This window comes from Prevotella intermedia ATCC 25611 = DSM 20706 (genome assembly GCF_001953955.1).
In the GTDB taxonomy this organism is placed as follows: Bacteria; Bacteroidota; Bacteroidia; order Bacteroidales; family Bacteroidaceae; genus Prevotella; species Prevotella intermedia.
Genome location: NZ_CP019300.1, coordinates 629,307 through 649,967, shown reverse-complemented (window position 1 = coordinate 649,967; position 20,661 = coordinate 629,307). Strand labels below are relative to the sequence as shown.

13 protein-coding genes are annotated in these 20,661 nt (G+C 44.2%); 6 read left to right on the top strand and 7 right to left on the bottom strand.

Annotated features, from left to right (window positions below):
- Window positions 1-23 precede the first annotated feature (23 nt).
- Complete coding sequence (locus BWX39_RS02710) at window positions 24-3,107, bottom strand: SusC/RagA family TonB-linked outer membrane protein (protein WP_028906322.1); 3,084 nt, start codon at window positions 3,105-3,107, stop codon at window positions 24-26.
- 275 nt (window positions 3,108-3,382) lie between these two features.
- Here BWX39_RS02710 and BWX39_RS02705 point away from each other — a divergent pair, with 275 nt between their 5' ends.
- The 4 genes from BWX39_RS02705 (at window position 3,383) to BWX39_RS12750 (ending at window position 9,290) form a co-directional block, all read left to right on the top strand.
- Window positions 3,383-4,408, top strand: a complete 1,026-nt coding sequence (locus BWX39_RS02705) for a LacI family DNA-binding transcriptional regulator (RefSeq protein ID WP_028906321.1) — start codon at window positions 3,383-3,385, stop codon at window positions 4,406-4,408.
- Between the two features lie 52 nt (window positions 4,409-4,460).
- Window positions 4,461-5,798 (top strand): SLC45 family MFS transporter, encoded by a 1,338-nt coding sequence (locus BWX39_RS02700; protein WP_028906320.1) that lies wholly within the window; start codon window positions 4,461-4,463, stop codon window positions 5,796-5,798.
- Between the two features lie 320 nt (window positions 5,799-6,118).
- A complete protein-coding gene (locus tag BWX39_RS02695) occupies window positions 6,119-8,803 on the top strand; it encodes an SIR2 family protein (protein WP_081378429.1) in 2,685 nt (894 codons plus the stop codon).
- A gap of 289 nt (window positions 8,804-9,092) precedes the next feature.
- Complete coding sequence (locus BWX39_RS12750; protein ID WP_036860868.1) at window positions 9,093-9,290, top strand: hypothetical protein; 198 nt, start codon at window positions 9,093-9,095, stop codon at window positions 9,288-9,290.
- Window positions 9,291-9,441: 151 nt separating this feature from the next.
- On the opposite strand, the gene BWX39_RS02680 is transcribed toward BWX39_RS12750, so the two are convergent.
- The 6 genes from BWX39_RS02680 to BWX39_RS02655 all read right to left on the bottom strand — a co-directional run bounded on the left by BWX39_RS02680 (window position 9,442) and on the right by BWX39_RS02655 (window position 19,151).
- Window positions 9,442-10,602, bottom strand: a complete 1,161-nt coding sequence (locus BWX39_RS02680) for an OprO/OprP family phosphate-selective porin (protein WP_028906319.1) — start codon at window positions 10,600-10,602, stop codon at window positions 9,442-9,444.
- Window positions 10,603-10,703: 101 nt separating this feature from the next.
- A complete protein-coding gene (locus tag BWX39_RS02675) occupies window positions 10,704-11,495 on the bottom strand; it encodes an acid phosphatase (protein ID WP_028906318.1) in 792 nt (263 codons plus the stop codon).
- A 150-nt stretch (window positions 11,496-11,645) separates the two neighbouring features.
- A complete protein-coding gene (locus BWX39_RS02670; protein ID WP_028906317.1) occupies window positions 11,646-14,828 on the bottom strand; it encodes a coiled-coil domain-containing protein in 3,183 nt (1,060 codons plus the stop codon).
- Between the two features lie 711 nt (window positions 14,829-15,539).
- Window positions 15,540-16,466: a redoxin domain-containing protein gene (locus BWX39_RS02665; protein ID WP_028906316.1), complete on the bottom strand. Its 927-nt coding sequence runs from the start codon at window positions 16,464-16,466 to the stop codon at window positions 15,540-15,542.
- An 11-nt stretch (window positions 16,467-16,477) separates the two neighbouring features.
- Window positions 16,478-18,214, bottom strand: a complete 1,737-nt coding sequence (locus BWX39_RS02660; protein WP_028910955.1) for an ABC transporter ATP-binding protein — start codon at window positions 18,212-18,214, stop codon at window positions 16,478-16,480.
- A gap of 49 nt (window positions 18,215-18,263) precedes the next feature.
- Window positions 18,264-19,151 (bottom strand): NAD kinase, encoded by an 888-nt coding sequence (locus tag BWX39_RS02655; protein ID WP_014708923.1) that lies wholly within the window; start codon window positions 19,149-19,151, stop codon window positions 18,264-18,266.
- 236 nt (window positions 19,152-19,387) lie between these two features.
- On the opposite strand from BWX39_RS02655, the gene BWX39_RS02650 reads away from it, so the two are divergent.
- Together BWX39_RS02650 and BWX39_RS02645 are read left to right on the top strand one after the other, a co-directional pair.
- A complete protein-coding gene (locus BWX39_RS02650) occupies window positions 19,388-19,957 on the top strand; it encodes a DJ-1 family glyoxalase III (protein ID WP_028906315.1) in 570 nt (189 codons plus the stop codon).
- Window positions 19,958-19,982: 25 nt separating this feature from the next.
- A complete protein-coding gene (locus tag BWX39_RS02645) occupies window positions 19,983-20,657 on the top strand; it encodes a 2-C-methyl-D-erythritol 4-phosphate cytidylyltransferase (RefSeq protein WP_028906314.1) in 675 nt (224 codons plus the stop codon).
- Window positions 20,658-20,661: the final 4 nt, after the last annotated feature.

Below are 20,661 nucleotides of genomic sequence, written 5' to 3'. Positions count from 1 at the left end.
TGTTATTGACTTTTAGGATAGAATTAGAAATTTAAGTTCAGACCTACAATGAATGACATTGGGCGAGGATAGAGATTATTATCAATACCGCCAAACACTTCAGGGTCTATACCTTCATATTTTGTAAGTGTAAGCAGGTTGGAAGCAGTACCATAAACACGTCCGCTCAAACCATGCCAGCCACCAGTCTTGAATAGGTCGGCAAAGCTATAACCCAATGTAATGTTATCGAGTTTCAAGAATGAGGCATTCTGTACCCAACGGTCTGAAAGAACAGTTTCAGCATTACCTGTTTGCCAATTGTCTTTAATTGATTCTATTGGACGGTTTGACAAGAATTCAGATGATGCCCATACACCAGCAGGAGAAACATTAGCTTGTCCAGCCATCAAATCGTTGAACACGTAGTTGCCGATATTTGCACGGAGAGAGAAACCGAAGTCCCAGTTCTTATACTCTAAACGAGAAGCAAGTCCCATTGTAACAGGAGCCATCGGACTCTTGTAGAAGTACTTGTCGGCAGGGGTAATTTGTCCATCACCGTTTCTGTCTACAACTGCTCCTTCGATTGGTTTGCCATTCTTGTCATAAACTTGCTGATAAACGTAGAATGAAGAGGCAGAGTGTCCTACAGCGTGTGCTTGTGCATTACTGCCAGTACCTGCTGAGATACCACCCGTTGCAACAACAAGGTTAGGGTCCTTACCGCCTGTAAGGTCGGTAATTTCGTTCTTGTTGTATGTGAAGTTATAATCGATAGTCCAATACCAATCTTTTGATTCGATAGCTCTCCAACGCAAAGCTGCTTCAACACCAGTGTTCTTTAACGAACCGATGTTAGAAGGAACTTGGTTGCGGAAATTAGAACCAGCAGAAACTGTAACACTGTTGTTCAAAAGGTCTGTGGTCTTACGATAGTACCAATCAATGCTACCAGTGAGGCGTTGGTTGAATATACCCCAGTCGAGACCGACGTTGTAAGTTGTAGTTGTTTCCCAAGTTAAAGCCTTGTTTACAGCTTGTGGGCGAACAACAGTTCCGTCGTCTGTTACTGGATATTCGTTATTTGTACCGCTACCTGTTTGATAAATATCGAAGTAGTTGTAGTCGCCAATACCTTCCTGCTGACCCGTCATACCCCAACCTAAGCGGAGTTTCAAGTCGCTCAACCACTTAATGTCGCGGAATTTGTTTTCGTCCTTTACTTTCCAAGCAAATGCGAATGAAGGGAAATTAGCCCAATGGTTTTGGAAACGTGATGCACCATCGGCACGGAAGGTTGCTGTAATGTAGTAACGGTCCATCAAACTCCAGTTAGCACGACCGAAGAATGATACGAGGAAATTCTCAGTAGAGTATACATAATCTTTCAAAATACCGTCTTTGTTGTAGTCTTTACCACTATCGTAGTAGATTTGGCCAGCCTTTGAGTTGGTTGAAGGATAATATTGTATTGCACGACTCTTGTCTTTTCTCCAGAAATGTTGCCACTCGTAACCCGCCATAATGTCGAAATGGTTCTTTGCAGCGTCCTTAAAGTCGTGATAGTACTGTGCGTATGCGTTGAAAGTGAGGTTGCGCTTCAACTGTTTGCTCCAACCATTGTAACCATAGTAAGAAGCCAATGGAGAAGTTGGTGCGATGTCTGTATCCTGCTGTCCTTGTGCAATGTCGGCACCAGCAGTAACGTGCAAGCGCAAGTCTTCAAATCCGTGAACCTTATAGTCGAACTCTGCATTTGCTATTACGTCGCGGCTGCGAGAGCGGTCGTTCTTCAAATTCAATATAGCCATAGGGTTCTTTGTTGCCAAAGTGTTCAAAGTAGTTGGCCATGTTGGGTCTTCGCTTGCAGCAAGACCGACACCACGCCAAGCGTGATAGTTGCCAAAGTTCGCTGCATCAGGTGAATCGTAGTCGTAAATGCTTTGAGTTGGGTCGTAAGAAACGGCTGCACCGATAGCTGCACCATCTGCAAAACGGTTCTTTGCGAACATACCCTTCACATTGAAATTCATATTCAAGTGGTTGTTCATGAGCGATGGATTTAAGTTAACAGCAGCTGTGTAACGCTCAAAGCTTGAGGTCTTCAAGATACCTTGGTTGTTTGTGTAACCAGCAGAAACACGGAAAGGCAATGAATTAGTACCGTTGCCTACTGAACCAGTTACAGTAACGTTGTGGTCTTGTGCCCACGCTGTACGATAGATTTCGTTCTGCCAATCGGTGTTAGCCTTGCCAAGTGCAGCCACTTGCTTGCTGCCAGCCCCAAACATATCGGTAATAAATTTACGATATTCGTCGCCATTCATTACGTCAATGGTCTTTTTCTTAACACTTGCAGTTACGCTACCAGCGTATGAAACAGCGACAGGTTGGTTAGCACGACCTTTCTTTGTGGTGATGATGATGACACCGTTAGAACCACGAGAACCGTAGATAGCTGTTGCAGAAGCGTCTTTCAATACGTTGAAACTTTCGATGTCTTGTGGGTTTACCATAGAAAGTGGGTTCGACATACCCTTCACACCTGTGTTATCCAATGCCACACCATCAATAACGATAAGCGGAGCGTTAGATGCGTTCAATGAAGAACCACCACGAATACGAATCTGTGCGCCACCACCAGGGGTACCGCCATCGCTTGTTACGTTCACACCAGCCATCTTGCCTTGCATCATATCCTGCGCGTTTACTACAAGACCTTTGTTCTTTGTGTCTGGTTTCATTGCGAGAACCGACCCTGTAAGGTCGCCTTTCTTCACTGCACCGTAACCGATAACCACTACTTCCTGCATTTGTTGCGCACCGTCTGGCTGGAGCACAACTACCATACCATTCTTTGCAGCAACTTGCTGCTTAACGTATCCGATGTAGGAAATTGTTAGTTGAGTGCCTGGTGCCACATTGATTTCAAAGTTTCCGTCAAAGTCAGTCTGCACGCCGTTAGAGGTTCCTGTAACAAGAACCGATGCGCTAATAACTGGTTCGCCAGAAGCATCTTTTACAAGACCTTTGATGGTCGATTGTGCAAAGGCACTGATAGACAGGAACAGACCTAATATAAGCGTCATTATCCTGACAGGGAATTTGCTTTTTACCTGCTTCATCTTTTTATTGCTAAAGTTATTAATATTGAGTAAATTGTTATCTCTTTTATAGATTTATGTGATGTTCGCCTCACCTTAATATAAGGCTTGTCAGTGCAAAGATAGTTTGATAATTCCGTATTAGCACTTTTTATCCATTAAAAACGTTAATTAAAATGTGCAAACGTTTGCATTAATAATGCAATAATAAATTCTTGACTTGTATCAACGTTTTTGTAAAAATGTGTATTTTTGCCATAGCAATAACAAAAAACAGAAATCAAACTCACGGAATTATGGTCAAAAATGGAAGTGTTACGATGAAAGATATTGCACGGGAACTTGGCGTTTCCGTTGCCACTGTTTCGCGTGCACTGAAGGATAGTCCACGCATTTCTGCTGAGAAGAGGGACGAAATAAAGCGTTATGCCCGTGAGCACAACTTCACTCCGAATATCATAGCCGAAGCATTGCGCAAAAGCAAAGTGCAATCGCTGAAAGTTATTGGTGTAATCGTGCCACAGTTTACGCATTTTTATTTTTCTTCCATATTGGCAGGAATCGAAGAAGAGGCTTCGGCACGTGGCTATCAGCTAATGGTTGCCCAGAGCGACGAACGCTATGAGCGGGAAGTAGAGATATGCAAGTCGTTCTATGAGAATAAAGTTTGCGGTGTAATCGTATCGCAAGCGAAAGACACAGCCAAGTACGACCACTTCCAGTTCCTTATCGACCAGAATGTTCCGCTTGTCTTCTACGACCGTATGAGTACAGGCGTGAATGCCAGCCGTGTGGTCATTGACGACTACATAGGTGCGCTCTCTGCCGTGAACCACCTTATTAATACAGGGTGCAGGCGCATAGCCTACTACGGCTTGTCGTTGAATTTGGAAATCGGAAAGAACCGTTACAACGGTTATCGCGATACTTTGCTGAAACACGGCATACAGCCCGACGAACAACTCATTCGTATGTGCGACAACCGCAGCGATGCAGAGTCTATCACGCCCGACCTTATGAGCATTCCAAACCCTCCCGATGGTTTCTTCGCCGTGAACGACGACACAGCCATTGGTATTCTCTATTCGTGCAAGCGAATGGGGCTACGTGTTCCCGAAGATGTCTCCATCTGTGGTTTCACCAACTGCGAGCGTGCCGTAGCGTGCGACCCGATGCTGACCACGGTTGAGCAACGTGGTGTACGTGTGGGCGAAGAAGCTGCAAGCATACTTATAAATAAGGTGGAGGGCGTACTCCCCATCGACTCTATCGAGAAGCGTGTAGTGCGCACAAGGCTCATTGTTCGAGGCACAACACGATAACGACAAGACATAAATCAACAACAAATAAACCGCAACTCACATACTTTCAACTATGAATAAAGAATTAAAAACCCGCCCCGACAAAAGTTTCTGGCAACTATGGAACCTTAGCTTTGGGTTCTTTGGCGTACAAATAGCTTACGCATTGCAAAGCGCAAACATCTCACGCATATTCGGAACATTGGGTGCCGACCCACACAGCCTGAGCTATTTCTGGATTTTGCCACCGTTGATGGGCATTATTGTGCAACCGATTGTAGGAACATTGTCTGACAAGACGTGGACACGCTTCGGTCGCCGCATACCTTATCTGTTCGTCGGAGCTACTGTTGCCGTCCTCGTTATGTGCCTTTTGCCGAATGCAGGCTCGTTCGGTATGGCTGTTTCCACGGCGATGGTGTTCGGCTTAATCTCTTTGATGTTTCTCGATACGAGCATCAATATGGCGATGCAACCTTTCAAAATGCTCGTGGGCGACGAAGTAAACGAAAAGCAGAAGGCTTTGGCTTACTCTATCCAGAGTTTTCTTTGCAATGCAGGTTCGTTAGCGGGCTATGTGTTCCCCTTCCTCTTTACTGCCATTGGTATTGCCAACGAAGCACCGAAAGGCGTGGTTCCCGACTCGGTAATCTATTCGTTCTACATTGGTGCAGCCATTCTTATTCTGTGTGTACTCTACACTACAGCAAAGGTAAAGGAGATGCCACCGAAGGAATATGCGGAGTATCACAACCTGAAAGAAACCGACAACGAGTCGAAATCCAACTGGATACACCTCTTGAAAAATGCACCTGCCACTTTCTGGAAGGTTGGATTGGTACAGTTCTTCTCTTGGTTTGCCTTTATGTATATGTGGACTTATACCAACGGAACGATAGCTGCCAACTGCTGGGGCGTAGATATGACAGCCAGCAATGCTACTGCAACTTTAAGCTATCAGGAAGCTGGCAACTGGGTGGGCATACTCTTTGCCGTGCAAGCCATAGGCTCGGTGGTTTGGGCAATGGTGCTGCCAATGTTCAAAAACCGCAAGTTGGCTTATAGTCTTTCGCTCGTTTTGGGTGGTATAGGTTTTGTAATGGCTTCTTTCGTTCACGACCAATACGTTATGTTCGTTCCGTTCCTACTCATCGGTTGTGCTTGGGCAGCAATCCTTGCCATGCCTTTCACCTTCGTTACCAATGCGCTCGAAGGCTACGGACACATGGGTGCTTACCTTGGTTTGTTCAACGGAACCATCTGCATACCACAGATTATCGCAGCTGCCCTTGGCGGTGTCATCTTGCATCTTGTAGGTTCTGTGCAAAGCAATATGATGATTGTGGCAGGCGTTGCCCTTGTTGCTGGCGCACTGTCGGTAACGATTATCAAGGACGTAAACAAGCAATAAGCACCATACAATATATATTAGGCAAACTTGCCTGCATAAACAGACATAACAACACAGCCTGCGCTTTCAGCGCAGGCTGTGTTGCTGAAGGGTGGAACCTTAGCTGAACACCTTATAATCTCTACAATCTTTCAAAATCACTTTTTTCTACCAAGCTCGCATTAATTCGTGAAACCCTTTCTCGATATTAATATTTTTTATTATCTTTGCATCTGTATGAAAATCTGTTAGCCTAACTTCCGAATGGCTCTTCAGACCTTATACCACACGAATTTACCTTTATAATAGTAGTTACACAGTATAAAATAAATAATAAAACTATGGTAAATATACCTTCTGAATTAAAAAAAGCAATCGAAGCAGATGATTTAGTACTATTCATTGGTGCTGGTTTATCTTGGGACTTAAAAAACACGGACAACGAATCTCTTGAAGGATGGGGTAAAATGGTTAAATCTATAACTTCTCATCTGATTACGGAAGGAGACATCACAGATGAACTGAAACAAATTTGCGATGCATTAGAGCCGATAGAAACTCTTAAGATATTAGAAAAAAAAGGAATAAGTAAAAGAGAAATTGGTGGGTTTGTTAAGCACTATTTCACATTGAGAGGGGGGAATGATTTTTCTTTTCATAAAAAGTTGTTCAGCCTATCAACAAAGATTATTACTACCAATTATGATAAAGCTTTTGAAAAAGCCATTCCTGAACTCCAAGAAATAAAAGCATATAAGGGTAAAGATTACGAGCTAAACAGAGTGAAGAAAGATTCCGTCTTTTTGTTCAAATTGCATGGTTGCATAGATGGCATAGACTCTATGGTCTTATTTCCATCAGATTATGATGGTCTTTATGATGACAAAGGGCGAGAGGCAGAACATGCTTTACATACTTTGAGAATTCTCATATCCAATAAAACCTTCCTTTTTATTGGAACAGGTTTAGGCGACCCTCAAATTAATGGTATTTTTAAGGAAATCAACAGGATTCAAGGTATCTACGACCAAAAACACTATATCATAACCGATAAGCCGTTAGAGGATTCTCTTAATTTCCTAACTTCTATTAAGGTTGCTTCTTATACAGAAATTCCAGAGGTTATAGACCAACTTTTAGAGATTAAGCAGGTTGCAGAAGCAGAGAAAAGTCCTCAAGAGAAGATGCTTTCAGAACAACTTAAAGAGTCTGAAAAAGAAATTGATTCTCTTACAAAGAAACTTTCGAAAGTACAGAATCAGAATGAAAGACAACTACTCCTTTTAGAGAGAGAGGCAAACAATCACTTCAACATAGGGTTAAAGCATAATTTAGCTGGAGAAAACTTAGATGCTTTAAAAGAATATAAGGCTGCAACTGAATTAAAGCTTAAATTCCCTGAAGCATATAACAATTGGGGAAATGCTTTAGCCCATCTTGCACAGACCAAGTCTGGTGTCGAAGCTGAAGCACTATACAAAGATTCCTTTGAGAAGTATGATTATGCGACACAGCTTAAACCTGATTACTATGAAGCATATAACAATTGGGGAAATGCTTTAAGCGATCTTGCACAGATCAAGTCTGGTGTCGAAGCTGAAGCACTATACAACGCTGCCTTTGAGAAGTATCGTCATGCGGCACAGCTTAAACCTGATGACCATGAAGCATATAACAATTGGGGAGTTGCTTTAAGCGATCTTGCACAGATCAAGTCTGGTGTCGAAGCTGAAGCACTATACAAGGATTCCTTTGAGAAGTATCATCATGCGACACAGCTTAAACCTGATGGCTATGAGGCATATTATAATTGGGGAAATGCTTTATTCAATCTTGCACAGGCCAAGTCTGGTATCGAAGCTGAAGCACTATACAAGGATTCCTTTGAGAAGTATCATCATGCGACACAGCTTAAGCCTGACGACCATAAGGCATATAACAATTGGGGAGCTGCTTTATTCAATCTTGCACAGACCAAGTCTGGTGTCGAAGCTGAAGCACTATACAACGCTGCCTTTGAGAAGTATCATCAGACAACACAGATTAAGCCAGACTACCATGATGCATATGATAATTGGGGGATAGCTTTAAGTGGGCTGGCGCAGTTAAAATCTGGTGTCGAAGCTGAAGCACTATACAAGGATTCCTTTGAGAAGTATGATTATGCGACACAGCTTAAACCTAATTACTATGAAGCATATAACAATTGGGGAAATGCTTTAAGCGATCTTGCACAGATCAAGTCTGGTGTCGAAGCTGAAGCACTATACAACGCTGCCTTTGAGAAGTATCGTCATGCGGCACAGCTTAAACCTGATGACCATGAAGCATATAACAATTGGGGAGTTGCTTTAAGCGATCTTGCACAGATCAAGTCTGGTGTCGAAGCTGAAGCACTATACAAGGATTCCTTTGAGAAGTATCATTATGCGACACAGCTTAAACCTGATGGCTATGAGGCATATTATAATTGGGGAAATGCTTTATTCAATCTTGCAAAGGCCAAGTCTGGTATCGAAGCTGAAGCACTATACAAGGATTCCGTTGAGAAGTATCATCAGGCGACACAGGTTAAGCCTGACGACCATAAAGCATATAACAATTGGGGAGCTGCTTTATTCAATCTTGCACAGACCAAGTCTGGTGTCGAAGCTGAAGCACTATACAACGCTGCCTTTGAGAAGTATCATCAGGCAACACAGATTAAGCCAGACTACCATAATGCATATGACAATTGGGGGATAGCTTTAAGTGGGCTGGCTCAGTTAAAATCTGGCAATGAAGCTGAAAAACTATATAACGAAGCCTTTGAAAAGTATCAACAGGCTATTAAGAATGGAGGTAAGTTCTACAATTTGGCTTGTCTTTATGCCGTAAGAAACAAGAAAAAAGAAGCATTGAAGTGTTTGGAGCGTTCTCTTTCAAGAAGTGAAGTTTCTGTCGAAATGGTGGAGAAAGATAAAAGATGGGACGGACTTCGTGATGATTCAGGCTTTAAACGTATTCTCTCTAATATGAAAGGATAGTAGCAAAGCTATTCAAGAAAATCTGTTGTAGAGCAGAAAGAGAGGCGAAGCTCGTATTATAGTCGGTAGGAGAAATGAGTTTTTTACCTTTTTAAATGGCTAATACGACCCAAAGGTTGGACTTGATTGGGCTATTTGATATTTCACTGATAAAAATTAAGAGTTGGTTTTCGTTATGAAAATCAACTCTTAATTTTTATTTCTTTCGGTAAAGTTTATAGGAATGGCGTTACTTTAAAGGGTGAAAAAAGAGTTGTTGCAGTGTAAATATATTTCATAAGAGTTCCTATTGCTCAACCCATTCATTATCAACGTGTTGCAAAACCTATTGTTTTGCATTGTAAAAGCGGCTGTTTTGCACGGTAAAAGCGTAGGTTTTGCATCGCAAAAGAGCCGCTTTCGCAATGCCAAATCGAAATTACCGTTTTTCAAAGAAATTATCTTTACAAAACAATGGGTGTTTTTAGCTAAGGCTGTTAGATTATAATCATCATAAAAGTGAGATGTTTTTTCGTAACTTCATATTGATAAATCGAATAGTTACAAATAAACATCTCACTTCTATAACTTTTCAAACTACTTTCTTATATCGAGTTCAAGCAATGTATTGGTTTTGTTGCTCTGATTCGTCAAGTAGTTTAGAACTTAATCTGCAAACGTGTCTCAAGCATTGATACGGTGTTGTCAGCGAATGCCATATTCTCTGTTGCACGAGTGATAGAAGCACGTACACGCCAAATCATATACTTGTTGATGTAGTAGTTGAAGGTCAGCGACCAGTCATTTACCTTACCACCAAAGATGTTTGCGTTCTTATCGGTCAATGTTGAGTAGTTGTAAGCAGCAACAAGCTCCATTGCACCTGGGTCTGGTGTAGCTATACCTGCGTCGTTCTTGGTATAGGTGTAACCTTGTCCTTTGAGCAAATAGCGGACATTGCCATAAGCACCCCACGCCTTGTAATTAGGCAGGGCGTTATCACGCTTGATGGCAACATAGTAGTATTGCGACTCTATGCCGAGATTACCAAAAGCGGCAGTCAGTTCAGGAGAGAATTTCCACAGCGATTTGGCATCGGTGATGGTTGCTTCTTGCGCACTGACATTTGCAATACGTGTTGGGAACGGAGCTCTCAGCGTGTATGAACTGTGGCTGTTGGCCGCATTCTTGTTATAACGTGGCGACTCGTAAGCACCGCTGACACCAAAGTGGAAAATCTTTCCACGCTCTATCTGTGGGTGCCATACCAAACGTGTCATCGCTCCCCACGCCTCATTGCCGAGTTTGTCGGTGGTCATCTTCATCGCATCGTTCTCAGCAAAGAGAGATGCTGTAGCGTGGAACTTGTCGGCAGTGTGCACATACATCGCACCTATCAGACGATTGTTGAAGAAAGCTTGGTTAGCCAAAGGCTCTTCCATAGAAATCTTGAAGCTTGAAGATGTTGCACTCTGTAAACCGAACTGATGAACAAAGTAGCCCAAGCGAAGCAATTCGTCATTGTTTATTTTGTAGTCGAGATTGACGTCTTTCAGCGACAAGCTCTGGCGTGCAAAGCCCACATCAACCTTTACTTTCCACTTATCGTATGTGGCACTGAAGCCGATACGAGCATCAGGAATAGCAGCACCATCGTTGAGCAGAGCATCAACGGTCTTGTCGGTTGAGTGCATTGCACCTGCGTCCATGAGAATACGTCCTGATGGCTTAACAACTAACTTCGGCTCTTCTTTCTGTTGAGCGAAGGCACCTGCGCACACCATTAAGCTGCAAGTGGCGAAAAGTATGATTCTTTTCATTGGTCTATCTTTTATATTAGTTTACTTTTTGTTTTGGTATTAAGCTGAAATGCCTTGATATAGGAGTTACGGAAGTAAAGCCTTCTGTAACTCCTTATGACTTAGTTTGCTGCCTTGAAAGTGCTCTTGGCAACCTTGCCTTCTTTCTGCAACTTGGCAAACTCCTTCTTAGCTTTCTCCAGCTGAGCTTGGAAAGCTGGGTCTGCATGCAGGCGAGCCACGACAGCAGCACTCACTACACGTGCTGCATCAACGTCGCTTTGCCAGTGGTAACCACAGATAACACGGCTTTGTCCCATCTGGTAGCCACGCTCAAGGATTTCATTCTGACGGTCAATGTTAATCTCGGAAAGTACCAATGCCGTTGCCCAACCAATAGCAGTGTGTCCTGAAGGATAAGAACCATTGGTTGACAGTTCCTGTTGCTGCTCTGGATTACAGGTCATCTCATTATAGAAAGCGAATGGACGTACACGCATATAATGGTCTTTAGCACTGCGTGTTGCTAAATCGCCAGCGTCTTCGCGCATATTCAGCACAAGCTTATAAATCTCTGGTGTTGTTTCCTTGCTGATTTTGATACCAAAAGCTTCAGAGAAAGCGTTAGGCACACCGTCTCCACCAACGCGCGCATCGGCAACAGCCTGGTCGCCACGTGGTGTGTTGCGCTGCATCTTTCCCCACTGATACTGTGCTTCATCATAGAGGAATTGAATACTACCTGGCTGTGGAGGAGTTGGAAGAAGTTCTAATGAACTTGTCTGTTGGCCATCTTGAAGATAGTAAAGGTCTGGATTGGTACGTGCGTCTTTGATTTTCTTTGCTGCATTCTGTGCAAAAGTCGTTACTGAGAACATAGCCAGTAAACCGACAAGTAAAGTCTTTTTTGTCATTGGTTTTTAATTTAAAAGTTTAAAAAATATTCTTTTAAGAACTCTGCTGCAAAGTTAAGAGAAAAGAGTGATATAAAAAGTTGCATTTGATTATTTCCGTTGAAACAACCAAATGCAACTATCATAACATACTGAAAGCCAACACTATGACTATTCAGAAAGTTTTAAAATATAATGAACAATACTTGCAGGACAACGTGTGCAATAGGTTTCAAGAGCCTCTCGATTGTCTCCAATCTTGCTGTGATAGAGCCGACTGACAACAGGATTGAGGTTTCCATACATTCCTAACATACCCGGCAGCAGGGTACGTTTTACTTTTGGCATCGCAAGCAGGAGAGTCAATACACGCACTTGTTGGCTGTTGGCAGCTGTGAAGCGGAACAATCCGTCGCTCACCTCGTTGTCGGCAGTGCTGAAAGATATGAAGAAGTCGTTGGTAAGTTCCGCTATCTGGTCAGTGATGTCGCGCGTTGCACTGCTAATATCGGCGAAGAGTTTGAGGTCGAACTTCTTTATGCGTCGTTCCTCATTCTCTTTTATCACACGTTCGTGCACCTCCATAAACATTTGCATCAGCGTTTGCAACTTCTGTAAGATTTGCATTTGCTTCATGCGTTCGTCGATAATCTCCAACGAACGTAGCAACAGTATGCGGTCTCTGCTGTCCATATTGCGTTCTATCTCACTTATCTCTGTCAGTAAAGCATTCGCCATGTGGGTATAACTGGTGATGTGTTGCATGCCTTGCAGCTGTGAACGGCTTGCAGTAACAAAGCGTTGAATGACCGCAAATCCTTTTTCGGTGAAGATATTCTCGTATTGCTTCTTCACGTATATAAAGTTCTTGTATATCTCCGCTAAGGGTTGGCATCGCAAATCGTCCATGATACGTTGGACTTGATGTTCCATTCCATCGTTCAAACCAGGAAGAATGAGTGCTCCTTCTGTGGAACGGCGGAACTTCTCCAGTCGTTCCTCGAGTTCTTCTATGTGGTTAATCCATACCTCGTTTCTGCTACATTGCTGTTGAATCTCCTCTATCTCTTCGGAATTACGTGCCTGTTCGGAGGCTTCAATCATTGCAGGGCAGTCATAAACATCAAGTTGATTGATGCGTTCTATCTGTTCATTGAGATAATGAACCATCTTCAGTGCGGTATCACGATTCAGTCTGGCGATGCGTGCAGATAGCTTTGCAATCTGTTTATTGGCAGTATGGATACCCTGCGAGGTGGTGTTGATGTCGTCAATCTCTTGTTTTATAGCGTCTATGGCGTTGCGTTTCGTATCGTTCAGCCGTGCGTGCATTGCAGAGAGCGTTTCCAAACGATGGTGTAGGTCATCTTTTCTTGCCTGTAACTGTTGATGTTGCAAACGGCGTTGGCGAATATATCCTGCCAAGGCAGTTATAATGATACAAATGATACCGATGATGATAAGACCCAACAAGCGCAAATTGGGCACATCGCCATTGAAAACAATCCACGATGCTTTCTCTTCCGTGCCTGACTGAAGGCGCAACACGCCGAGGTCGGACCCTACATAGAAACTACCGTTCTGTACAAAAGAAGCCTTAGAATTGAACCGTATGTCAGCAAAGAAAGTGCCGCCATCGGTCAGTCGTTTGCCTCGTACAATGTATTTATGGATACCTGTTTCGGGTAACGTGTAGATAATGCTGTCATTAACGGCAAAGATTCTGCTGCAGCCATCAACCCGCAGAGAATCGCCACCCATTATCTGTAGTTGGTGATTGGTAAGCAAGATAAGGCTTTGCATACTTCCACTGCCAGCCACCACGCTGTTGATGAAGACCTTTTTCTGCGTTTCAGGAATCAGTTTCATATTATTACCGCTGCCAACGAATACACCGTGGTTCAGCGTGGAGAGTAGGAACTCGTCGCTTCCCTGTGGTTGAAAGAAAGAAGTGATATACTTATCGTTCATGCAGGTTATCGTGTCGATGCGCCCATTCTGTGTGCTTATCGACAGGAACTTATCCTGCACACCCAACAGAATACGCTTCCGTGCAGCTTGCAAGACCATCGTCGTGATGCCTGTCTTGGGCTGATAGAGCACCTTTGAACGAGCAAAGAGCTGGTTAATGAGATAATTCTTTCCTATTGTCAGCCTGCAGAGCTGGTTGTTTGCATTATAATAAAAGATGTCATTCCCCATGGCGCACATCTCAATGGGGAGGTCGTTCTTCTCAAAATCATAGATTTTCCTTGCCTCCTTCTCTCTATTCTGTTGCCGAAAGAGTTCGTGCCGACTGTTCACATAGAAGAAAGTACCGTTATCGCAGCAGGCAGCAATAATCGACACATTGCCGTTGAGAACACCTAAATGGTGCGGAATGTGCCATACGGCATTCTCCGTGAGCAGCACAGAGAAGTCTGTTCCGTCATCGGGAATAACGATTTTATGCGAGTTCGACGGTATTTTATGGTACAGCGGAACGTTTACGAAGCGATGTAAATCTTCCGAAAGGAGGATACCCGAAGTGTTTACGAAGTAATATGTGGCACCTACCTTGTAGAAAGCCAGCACAGGCTGAGGCAGGTTGATGGTTCTGCTCTCTTTGCCATCAGGCTCTTCGACGGTCAGTTGTCTGTCGCTAAGACTGTAGAGCTTACCGTCATAGACAGCCACTTGGCGGAAATATTGTCCTTGATGCCGCATACTGATACGGCGCGAAGGCAGATTGAGAGCCACGATACCGTTCTGTGTAGCGGCAAAGAGCCATTGCTGCGTATGGCACAGACTATTGACGAGAAACGGTTCTCCCGTGTTTGCCGTGCATGACCGTGCCGACGGAAAGAGCAATGTGAGCCGTGCCTGCGCAGTATCAGTGGGCATGGCATAGAGTCCTTGCGATGTAGCAACAAAGACAATACTATCCGCAATATCAACATTGTAAGGCGAATAGCGGTTTCCTTTGCATGGAATATCGTAGGTGGAGCGATGAATCAGCGTATCGGAAACTATCTCCCAGAGTTGCAATCCTGCATTTCGCGAGGCAATCCAGAGCATATTTGGGTGTTGGGAATCGCGTTCAAGGTCGTAGATGCGGTCTAATCCTGTATCGAAGCGTTGGCGTTTCTCGCCATTTACATACCACACCACACCCGTCTCGCTGCCCACCCAATAGCCTTCCTTGTCGGAAGATAGTGCCGACAGGCGTTCATTATAATGATATTCTTTCTCCGATAACGACCATGTGGTGGTTTGTTTTTGGCAACTATTTAAGGTGATAAGTGTCAGCAGCAAGACGTACAGCCATCTTATTGCCTCGTTCAATTTCCTGCTATTATTGTAGTTAATAGCCATGCTTTTCTACTTTGTTTGTACTGCAAATATACTTAATTTATATCTAATTGCAGATAAAAATGGTGAAAAGTTAACAATAACGTGAGTTTGAAACGAACTCTATGCTATTAGGAATGAGCAGATATGAAACTGTACGAGAAGAGTTATAATCTCGCTGCCAATATGCAGAAAGCACCGTTACGGTGCCGTTTGCCAGCTACTTTGGGTGTATGTTGCTTCAACTCTGAGGTAAAATTACACCTCATTATATATAGGCAAAGAAGGTAATATGTATGTAAATATTTTTCACAAGCGAAACTATTGCATAATCACCTCGCTATCAACGTGTTGCAAAACCTATTGTTTTGCGTTCCAAAAGCGGCTGTTTTGCACGGTAAAAGCGTAGGTTTTGCATCGCAAAACAGCCGCTTTCGCAATGCCAAACCGAAATTACCGATTTTCAATAAAATTATCTTTACAAAATAACGGCTGTTTTTAGCTAAAACCACTGCCTATACGTAAGGGCGCAATTCACCACGTTCCTTATATCCAACCTACTTTTTCTTCGGTGTCAGGAAAGTGGTGAATCACGCCCCTATATGCTCAATCGGTAGCTTTCGTGCCGTTTAACACCCGACTTAAACAACAATGAAAGAAACCGTTTCTTTTAATTCAAGGCAGGAAAACAAGCTGAACTGCCATACGCAACCTGCCTCGCTTCTCGGAAAAATCTTATTTCTTAGGACCTTTATAATAAGGGTCGAACTCTACAGTGATGGTCATTTTCTCCTTTACAGGACGCTCGTTCTTCAGCGCAGGTGTCCATTTCGGCATGTGTTCTACCAAGCGGACAGCCTCTTTGCGGAAGTGTTCGGTAGCAGCAGCCATTACTTCGGCTTTCTTTTCGTCGGTTAGCTTATCGTATTTAGGACTGTTTGCCTTCAAGTCTGCAACGTTCAGAACGCGTGCACCTGTAACCGTTCCGTCCATTTCGATGCTGAACGACACTTCCACTTTGGCACCGATGCGCATCTTGCGCGTCTGCAAGGTGTAGAGTTGGTACTCTTTCAAGTATTGTTCCATAGCCTCGTTGCCGCCCACGTAGGCAGGCATAACATCGGCAGACGACATCTTCAGCTGGGGCTTTAGCTCTTCCAAGGTGGCACGCAGCTTTTCTATCTCTACCGTACCCAACACGATTCTTCCGTTCGGGTCAATCAGATACATCGTTGGAATCCAGTCTACGTGGTACAAGCGGTCTATCTTGGTTTCCTTTTTCCACTTCCTCAGTTCGCTCACCTGTGTCCAATTCATTTGGTATTTGTCCCAATAAGTGTTCACCCAAGCCTCTTTGCTCGTGTCGAACGATATACCGATGATGCGAACGTTGTAGTCCATAAAGTCGCTCCAAAGCTGTTTCATCGCTGGAATGTCCTTTCTGCAATCAGAGCACCACGATGCCCAAAAGTCTAAAACAACGTAGTTGCCACGAAATGCGCGTAGTTTTATGTCCTTTTCGTCAGCTGTACGCAGTGTGAAATCGGGAGCAACAGTTCCTGACTTCAGTAGGTTTGTGGCATATTTGCTGTCTAAGTCTTGCGCCATAGCGGTGGCGAAAGTAGCCAAAAGAAGCATTGCCGATAGAATAGTTCTTTTCATTTTATTTCTCTTTAATTGTTTTTTATCTGTTGGTTGTGGCTTACGCCTGCGCCCTTCTTTATATATTCTCTGTGCGAATGTTGCTTTTTCACCTCTATGGTCTGGTCGCAATATTCCACCACGGCAGGGCGATGGGTAATGAATATTATGGTTTTATTGTGCTTCGATAGAATATTCTGCAAGAGTTCTCGCTCCGTATCGGGGTCGAGTGCCGATGTAGCCTCATCGAAAAGCATTATACTGCGGTTGCGAAGCAGGGCACGTGCTATAGAAATGCGCTGCGCCTGTCCCTCGCTGAGCCCTCCACCCTGCTCTGCGCACTGCGTGTTCAGTCCGTCGGGAAGGTCGAACACGAAGTCGGCACAACTTTGTTTCAGCACTTCCGACATTTCCTCGTCGGTGGCATTTATCTTTCCAAGTCGCAGATTGTCGCGAATGGTGCCACTCATAAGCGTGTTTCCTTGTGGCACATACACGAAATTGGTGCGCAGAAGCGGACTCAATACGCGGCTTTCTTTCTTATTGTAGATTTCCACCTTACCGCTATTGGGCTGCAAAAGTGCTAAAATCATACGCACCATAGTGGTTTTTCCCGACCCTGTTTCGCCCAAGATAGCCGTGCAAGAGCCAGGGTAGAAGTCGTAGTTAAGGTGTTCTATAACGTTGTCTTCCGAGTCTTCGTAAGCAAAAGCCACATCGGTGAAGCGCACACCGCACGGTGATGCCATTTCGATGGGTTCGCCCTGTTCTTCCAAAGGATTTTCCTCCAACTCCATTAATCGCTCGGCAGCCGTGAAAACCGACACAAACTGGGGCACGAGGTGCGTAAGCTGGCGTGCAGGACTTTGTATCTTGTTCACCAATTGCAGGAAAGCCGTCATACCGCCAAAAGTCAATGTGCCCGCCGAAAGTCTGACAGCAGCCCAAGTAAAGGCGATAAGGTAGCCTATGGAAAAGCCTAAGTTCAGCACAAGATAAGAAAACACCGAGAATTTTGTGCGACGCACCACGTTGTTTCGCAGCACGCTCTGCGTGTCTTCCAACTTGTCGACAGCCGCTCCGTCGCCTTCCAAGGTCTTTATAAGCATACGGTGCTGAATGGTTTCTTGCAGAATGCTTTGCACTTTCGAGTCTGATGTGCGTACTTCGCTCGTAAGATGGCGCATCTGCCTTACATAAATGCGGCTGAAAAGTATGAAAATGGGAATCATTATGACAATAACGCTTGCCAAACGCCAATCCATCAAGAACAGATAACCGAAGGCACCGACGAAGAGTGCTAAGGTTGAAAGCGAGTTGGGGATAACTTCGGTTAGGAAGTTCACCACGTTTGCCACATCAATCTCCAATCGGTTCAGCACGTCGCCCGAATGATGGCTTTCCTTCCCGTTCCATTTAGAACGCAAAATGCGGTCGAGCAACTTCTGTTGCATGCGGTTCTGGGCTTTTATTCCCAAGATGTTGCGAATCCAAACCGATGCAATGTTCAAGGCAAAGTTGCACAGTATGAGGCTTCCCATAAGGAGTACGGCTATAACAATCCTGCCTTCAACTTCGTGCGATGCGACATCGATGGCGTGTTGCACAGCCCACACCGACGAAAGCGATACTACCACGCCTAAAAGTCCTACTATTGCGTTGAGCACAGCTTGCAATCGGTTGCCTCGCCAGGCACGCCACAGCCATCGAAATATTTCTTTCGCGCCGTATTTGGTCTTCGGAGTGTTGAAAAGTGCTTTAATCCTCATTTGCTTTCTTAGTTCTATTGCCTCTGCTATTCGGCTCTATTGCTTCCTCTTATTTCCGTAAGTCGGCACCCCACATTAGCTTTGTGCGCAGTGTAGAGAAGTAGCTGTGGGTGCGACGCTTTACAATTCGGATAACGAAAGGTGCTTTCCGAATACTTAATACTGTACTTTCCTCTAACGTTTCAGAGCGTCCGTCGATAGCCACAAGGTAGTTATGGCTACGGCTTTCCACTTCCAAGCGTATCTCAACATCGTCGCTAAGCACGATAGGACGAATATTTAAACTGTGCGGTGCAACAGGTGTAAGGCTCAAGATGCCTCCTCTCGGAACGATGATAGGACCACCATTCGACAGCGAGTAAGCCGTAGAGCCTGTTGGTGTGCTCACGATTAAACCGTCGGCTTGGTACGTTACCAAGTATTCGCCGTCGATACTGGCATGTATTGTAATCATCGAAGCGTTGTCGCGCTTTAATATGGATATATCGTTCAAGGCGTAAGGATAGGTTTCTATCGCTTCGTTTTCCGATTCAATCTTGATAACCGAACGTTCGTCGATGTCGAAATTGCCATTGTATATATCGTCTAAAGTCTCTTTAATCTCGCTCGGCAGCACATTGGCAAGGAAGCCCAAGCGTCCCATATTTACGCCGATGATTGGTATTTTCTTCGCTCCCACCTTGCTGGCAGCCCTCAAGAACGTGCCGTCGCCGCCCAAAGAGATGGCATAGTCGGTATTAAAGTCTTCCCCTTTAATCACTCCCGACACCTCCACCTTTTTGTTTAAAACCTTGCAAAGGTTCTCATAGAAACGCTCTTCGATAAAGATTTGGGCTTCGCACTCGGTAAGATAGTCAAGCACTTCCCATATATAAGCGGTTTCAAGTGCCTGCCTGTTACTGCCAAAAATAGCAAAACTAAGTTTCTTACCTGCCATAAATATTCTGTTTTAAATATGTTCCAGCCTTCAAATGCTGCCCATAATAAATCTTTTCTATGCTACTTTTTCGCCAAATTGTGAATTATATTGTATATTTGCATTTGGGTTTTTAAGCAGCGAAACGTATTGTTAAGCATCTTTATGGCGATTGTGCCAAAAAGTCTTAATCAATCGTTTTCTTTTGCAAAAATAACGAAATAAGTTGGAATGTTAAAGATTTAAACGAAAAATATATGGCAAAGGCATACGAATTTCTTGCTAATGGCTTTGAAGATATTGAGGCTTTAGCACCCGTAGACATTCTCCGCAGAGGAGGCGTTGAAGTGAAAACAGTAAGTATTTCCGACAGTTTAATGGTGGAATCGGCAAACGGAGTTACGGTAAAAGCAGACCTATTGTTCGATGAAATCGATGATTTCTCAGACGCAGATATACTTATGTTGCCTGGCGGAATGCCTGGCGCAGCAAACCTAAACTTACACGAAGGCTTGCGCAAACTGCTCGTTGAGCAGAACGAAAAAGGCAAACGGTTGGGTGCAATCTGTGCTGCACCAATGGTTTTAGGCTCTGTGGGCGTGCTCAAAGAGAAGCGTGCTACTTGCTATCCTGGCTTTGAAAAACGACTGACAGGTGCTGAACACACTGGCGAACTTTGCACGATAGACGGCAACATTACCACTGGAAAAGGTCCTGCAGCGGCGTTTATCTATGGTTTTGCTATCTTGGAGCAACTCACTTCTACAGCAACAGCACAGGAAGTAAGGGACGGAATGCTGGTTTCGGAACTTATAAAGCTTCATTAAACAATCCACAAAACTTCATTCAACAATGAATTACATCGTCATTGTAGCAGGCGGAAAGGGCTTACGAATGGGGAGCGAACTGCCCAAACAGTTTCTTCCCATTGGCGGAAAGCCTGTGTTAATGCACACCATTGAGCGTTTTCACGAGTACGACAAGGCTCTGAAAATAATCCTCGTACTACCTAAAGACCAACAGGAAATGTGGCAGGAACTATGCGAAAAGCACGCTTTCACCATCGAACATCAGATTGCTGACGGTGGCGCAACACGCTTCGAATCCTCAAAAAGCGGTTTATCGCTGATTCCAGAAGGCGACGACGGACTTGTTGGATTCCACGATGGAGTTCGCCCTTTCGTATCGGTTGATACCATTAAGCGATGCTATGACGAGGCACAACGCACTTGTGCAGCCACGCCAGTGATGCCCATAACCGACAGTTTGCGCGTAATGGAAAAGAACGGCAACACCAAAAGCGTGGAACGTGCCAACTATCGCAGCGTACAAACGCCGCAGGTGTTCAACATTGCTATGGTTAAAATGGCGTTTGCACAGCCTTTTCAGGAGTCGTTCACCGACGATGCCACCGTTATGGAGCAGTTCGGCTGCAAGATTTCGTTAGTAGAAGGCAACCGAGAGAACATTAAAATAACAACACCGTTAGACTTAAAACTGGCCGAAATACTTGTAAAAGAAAAATAAAAAC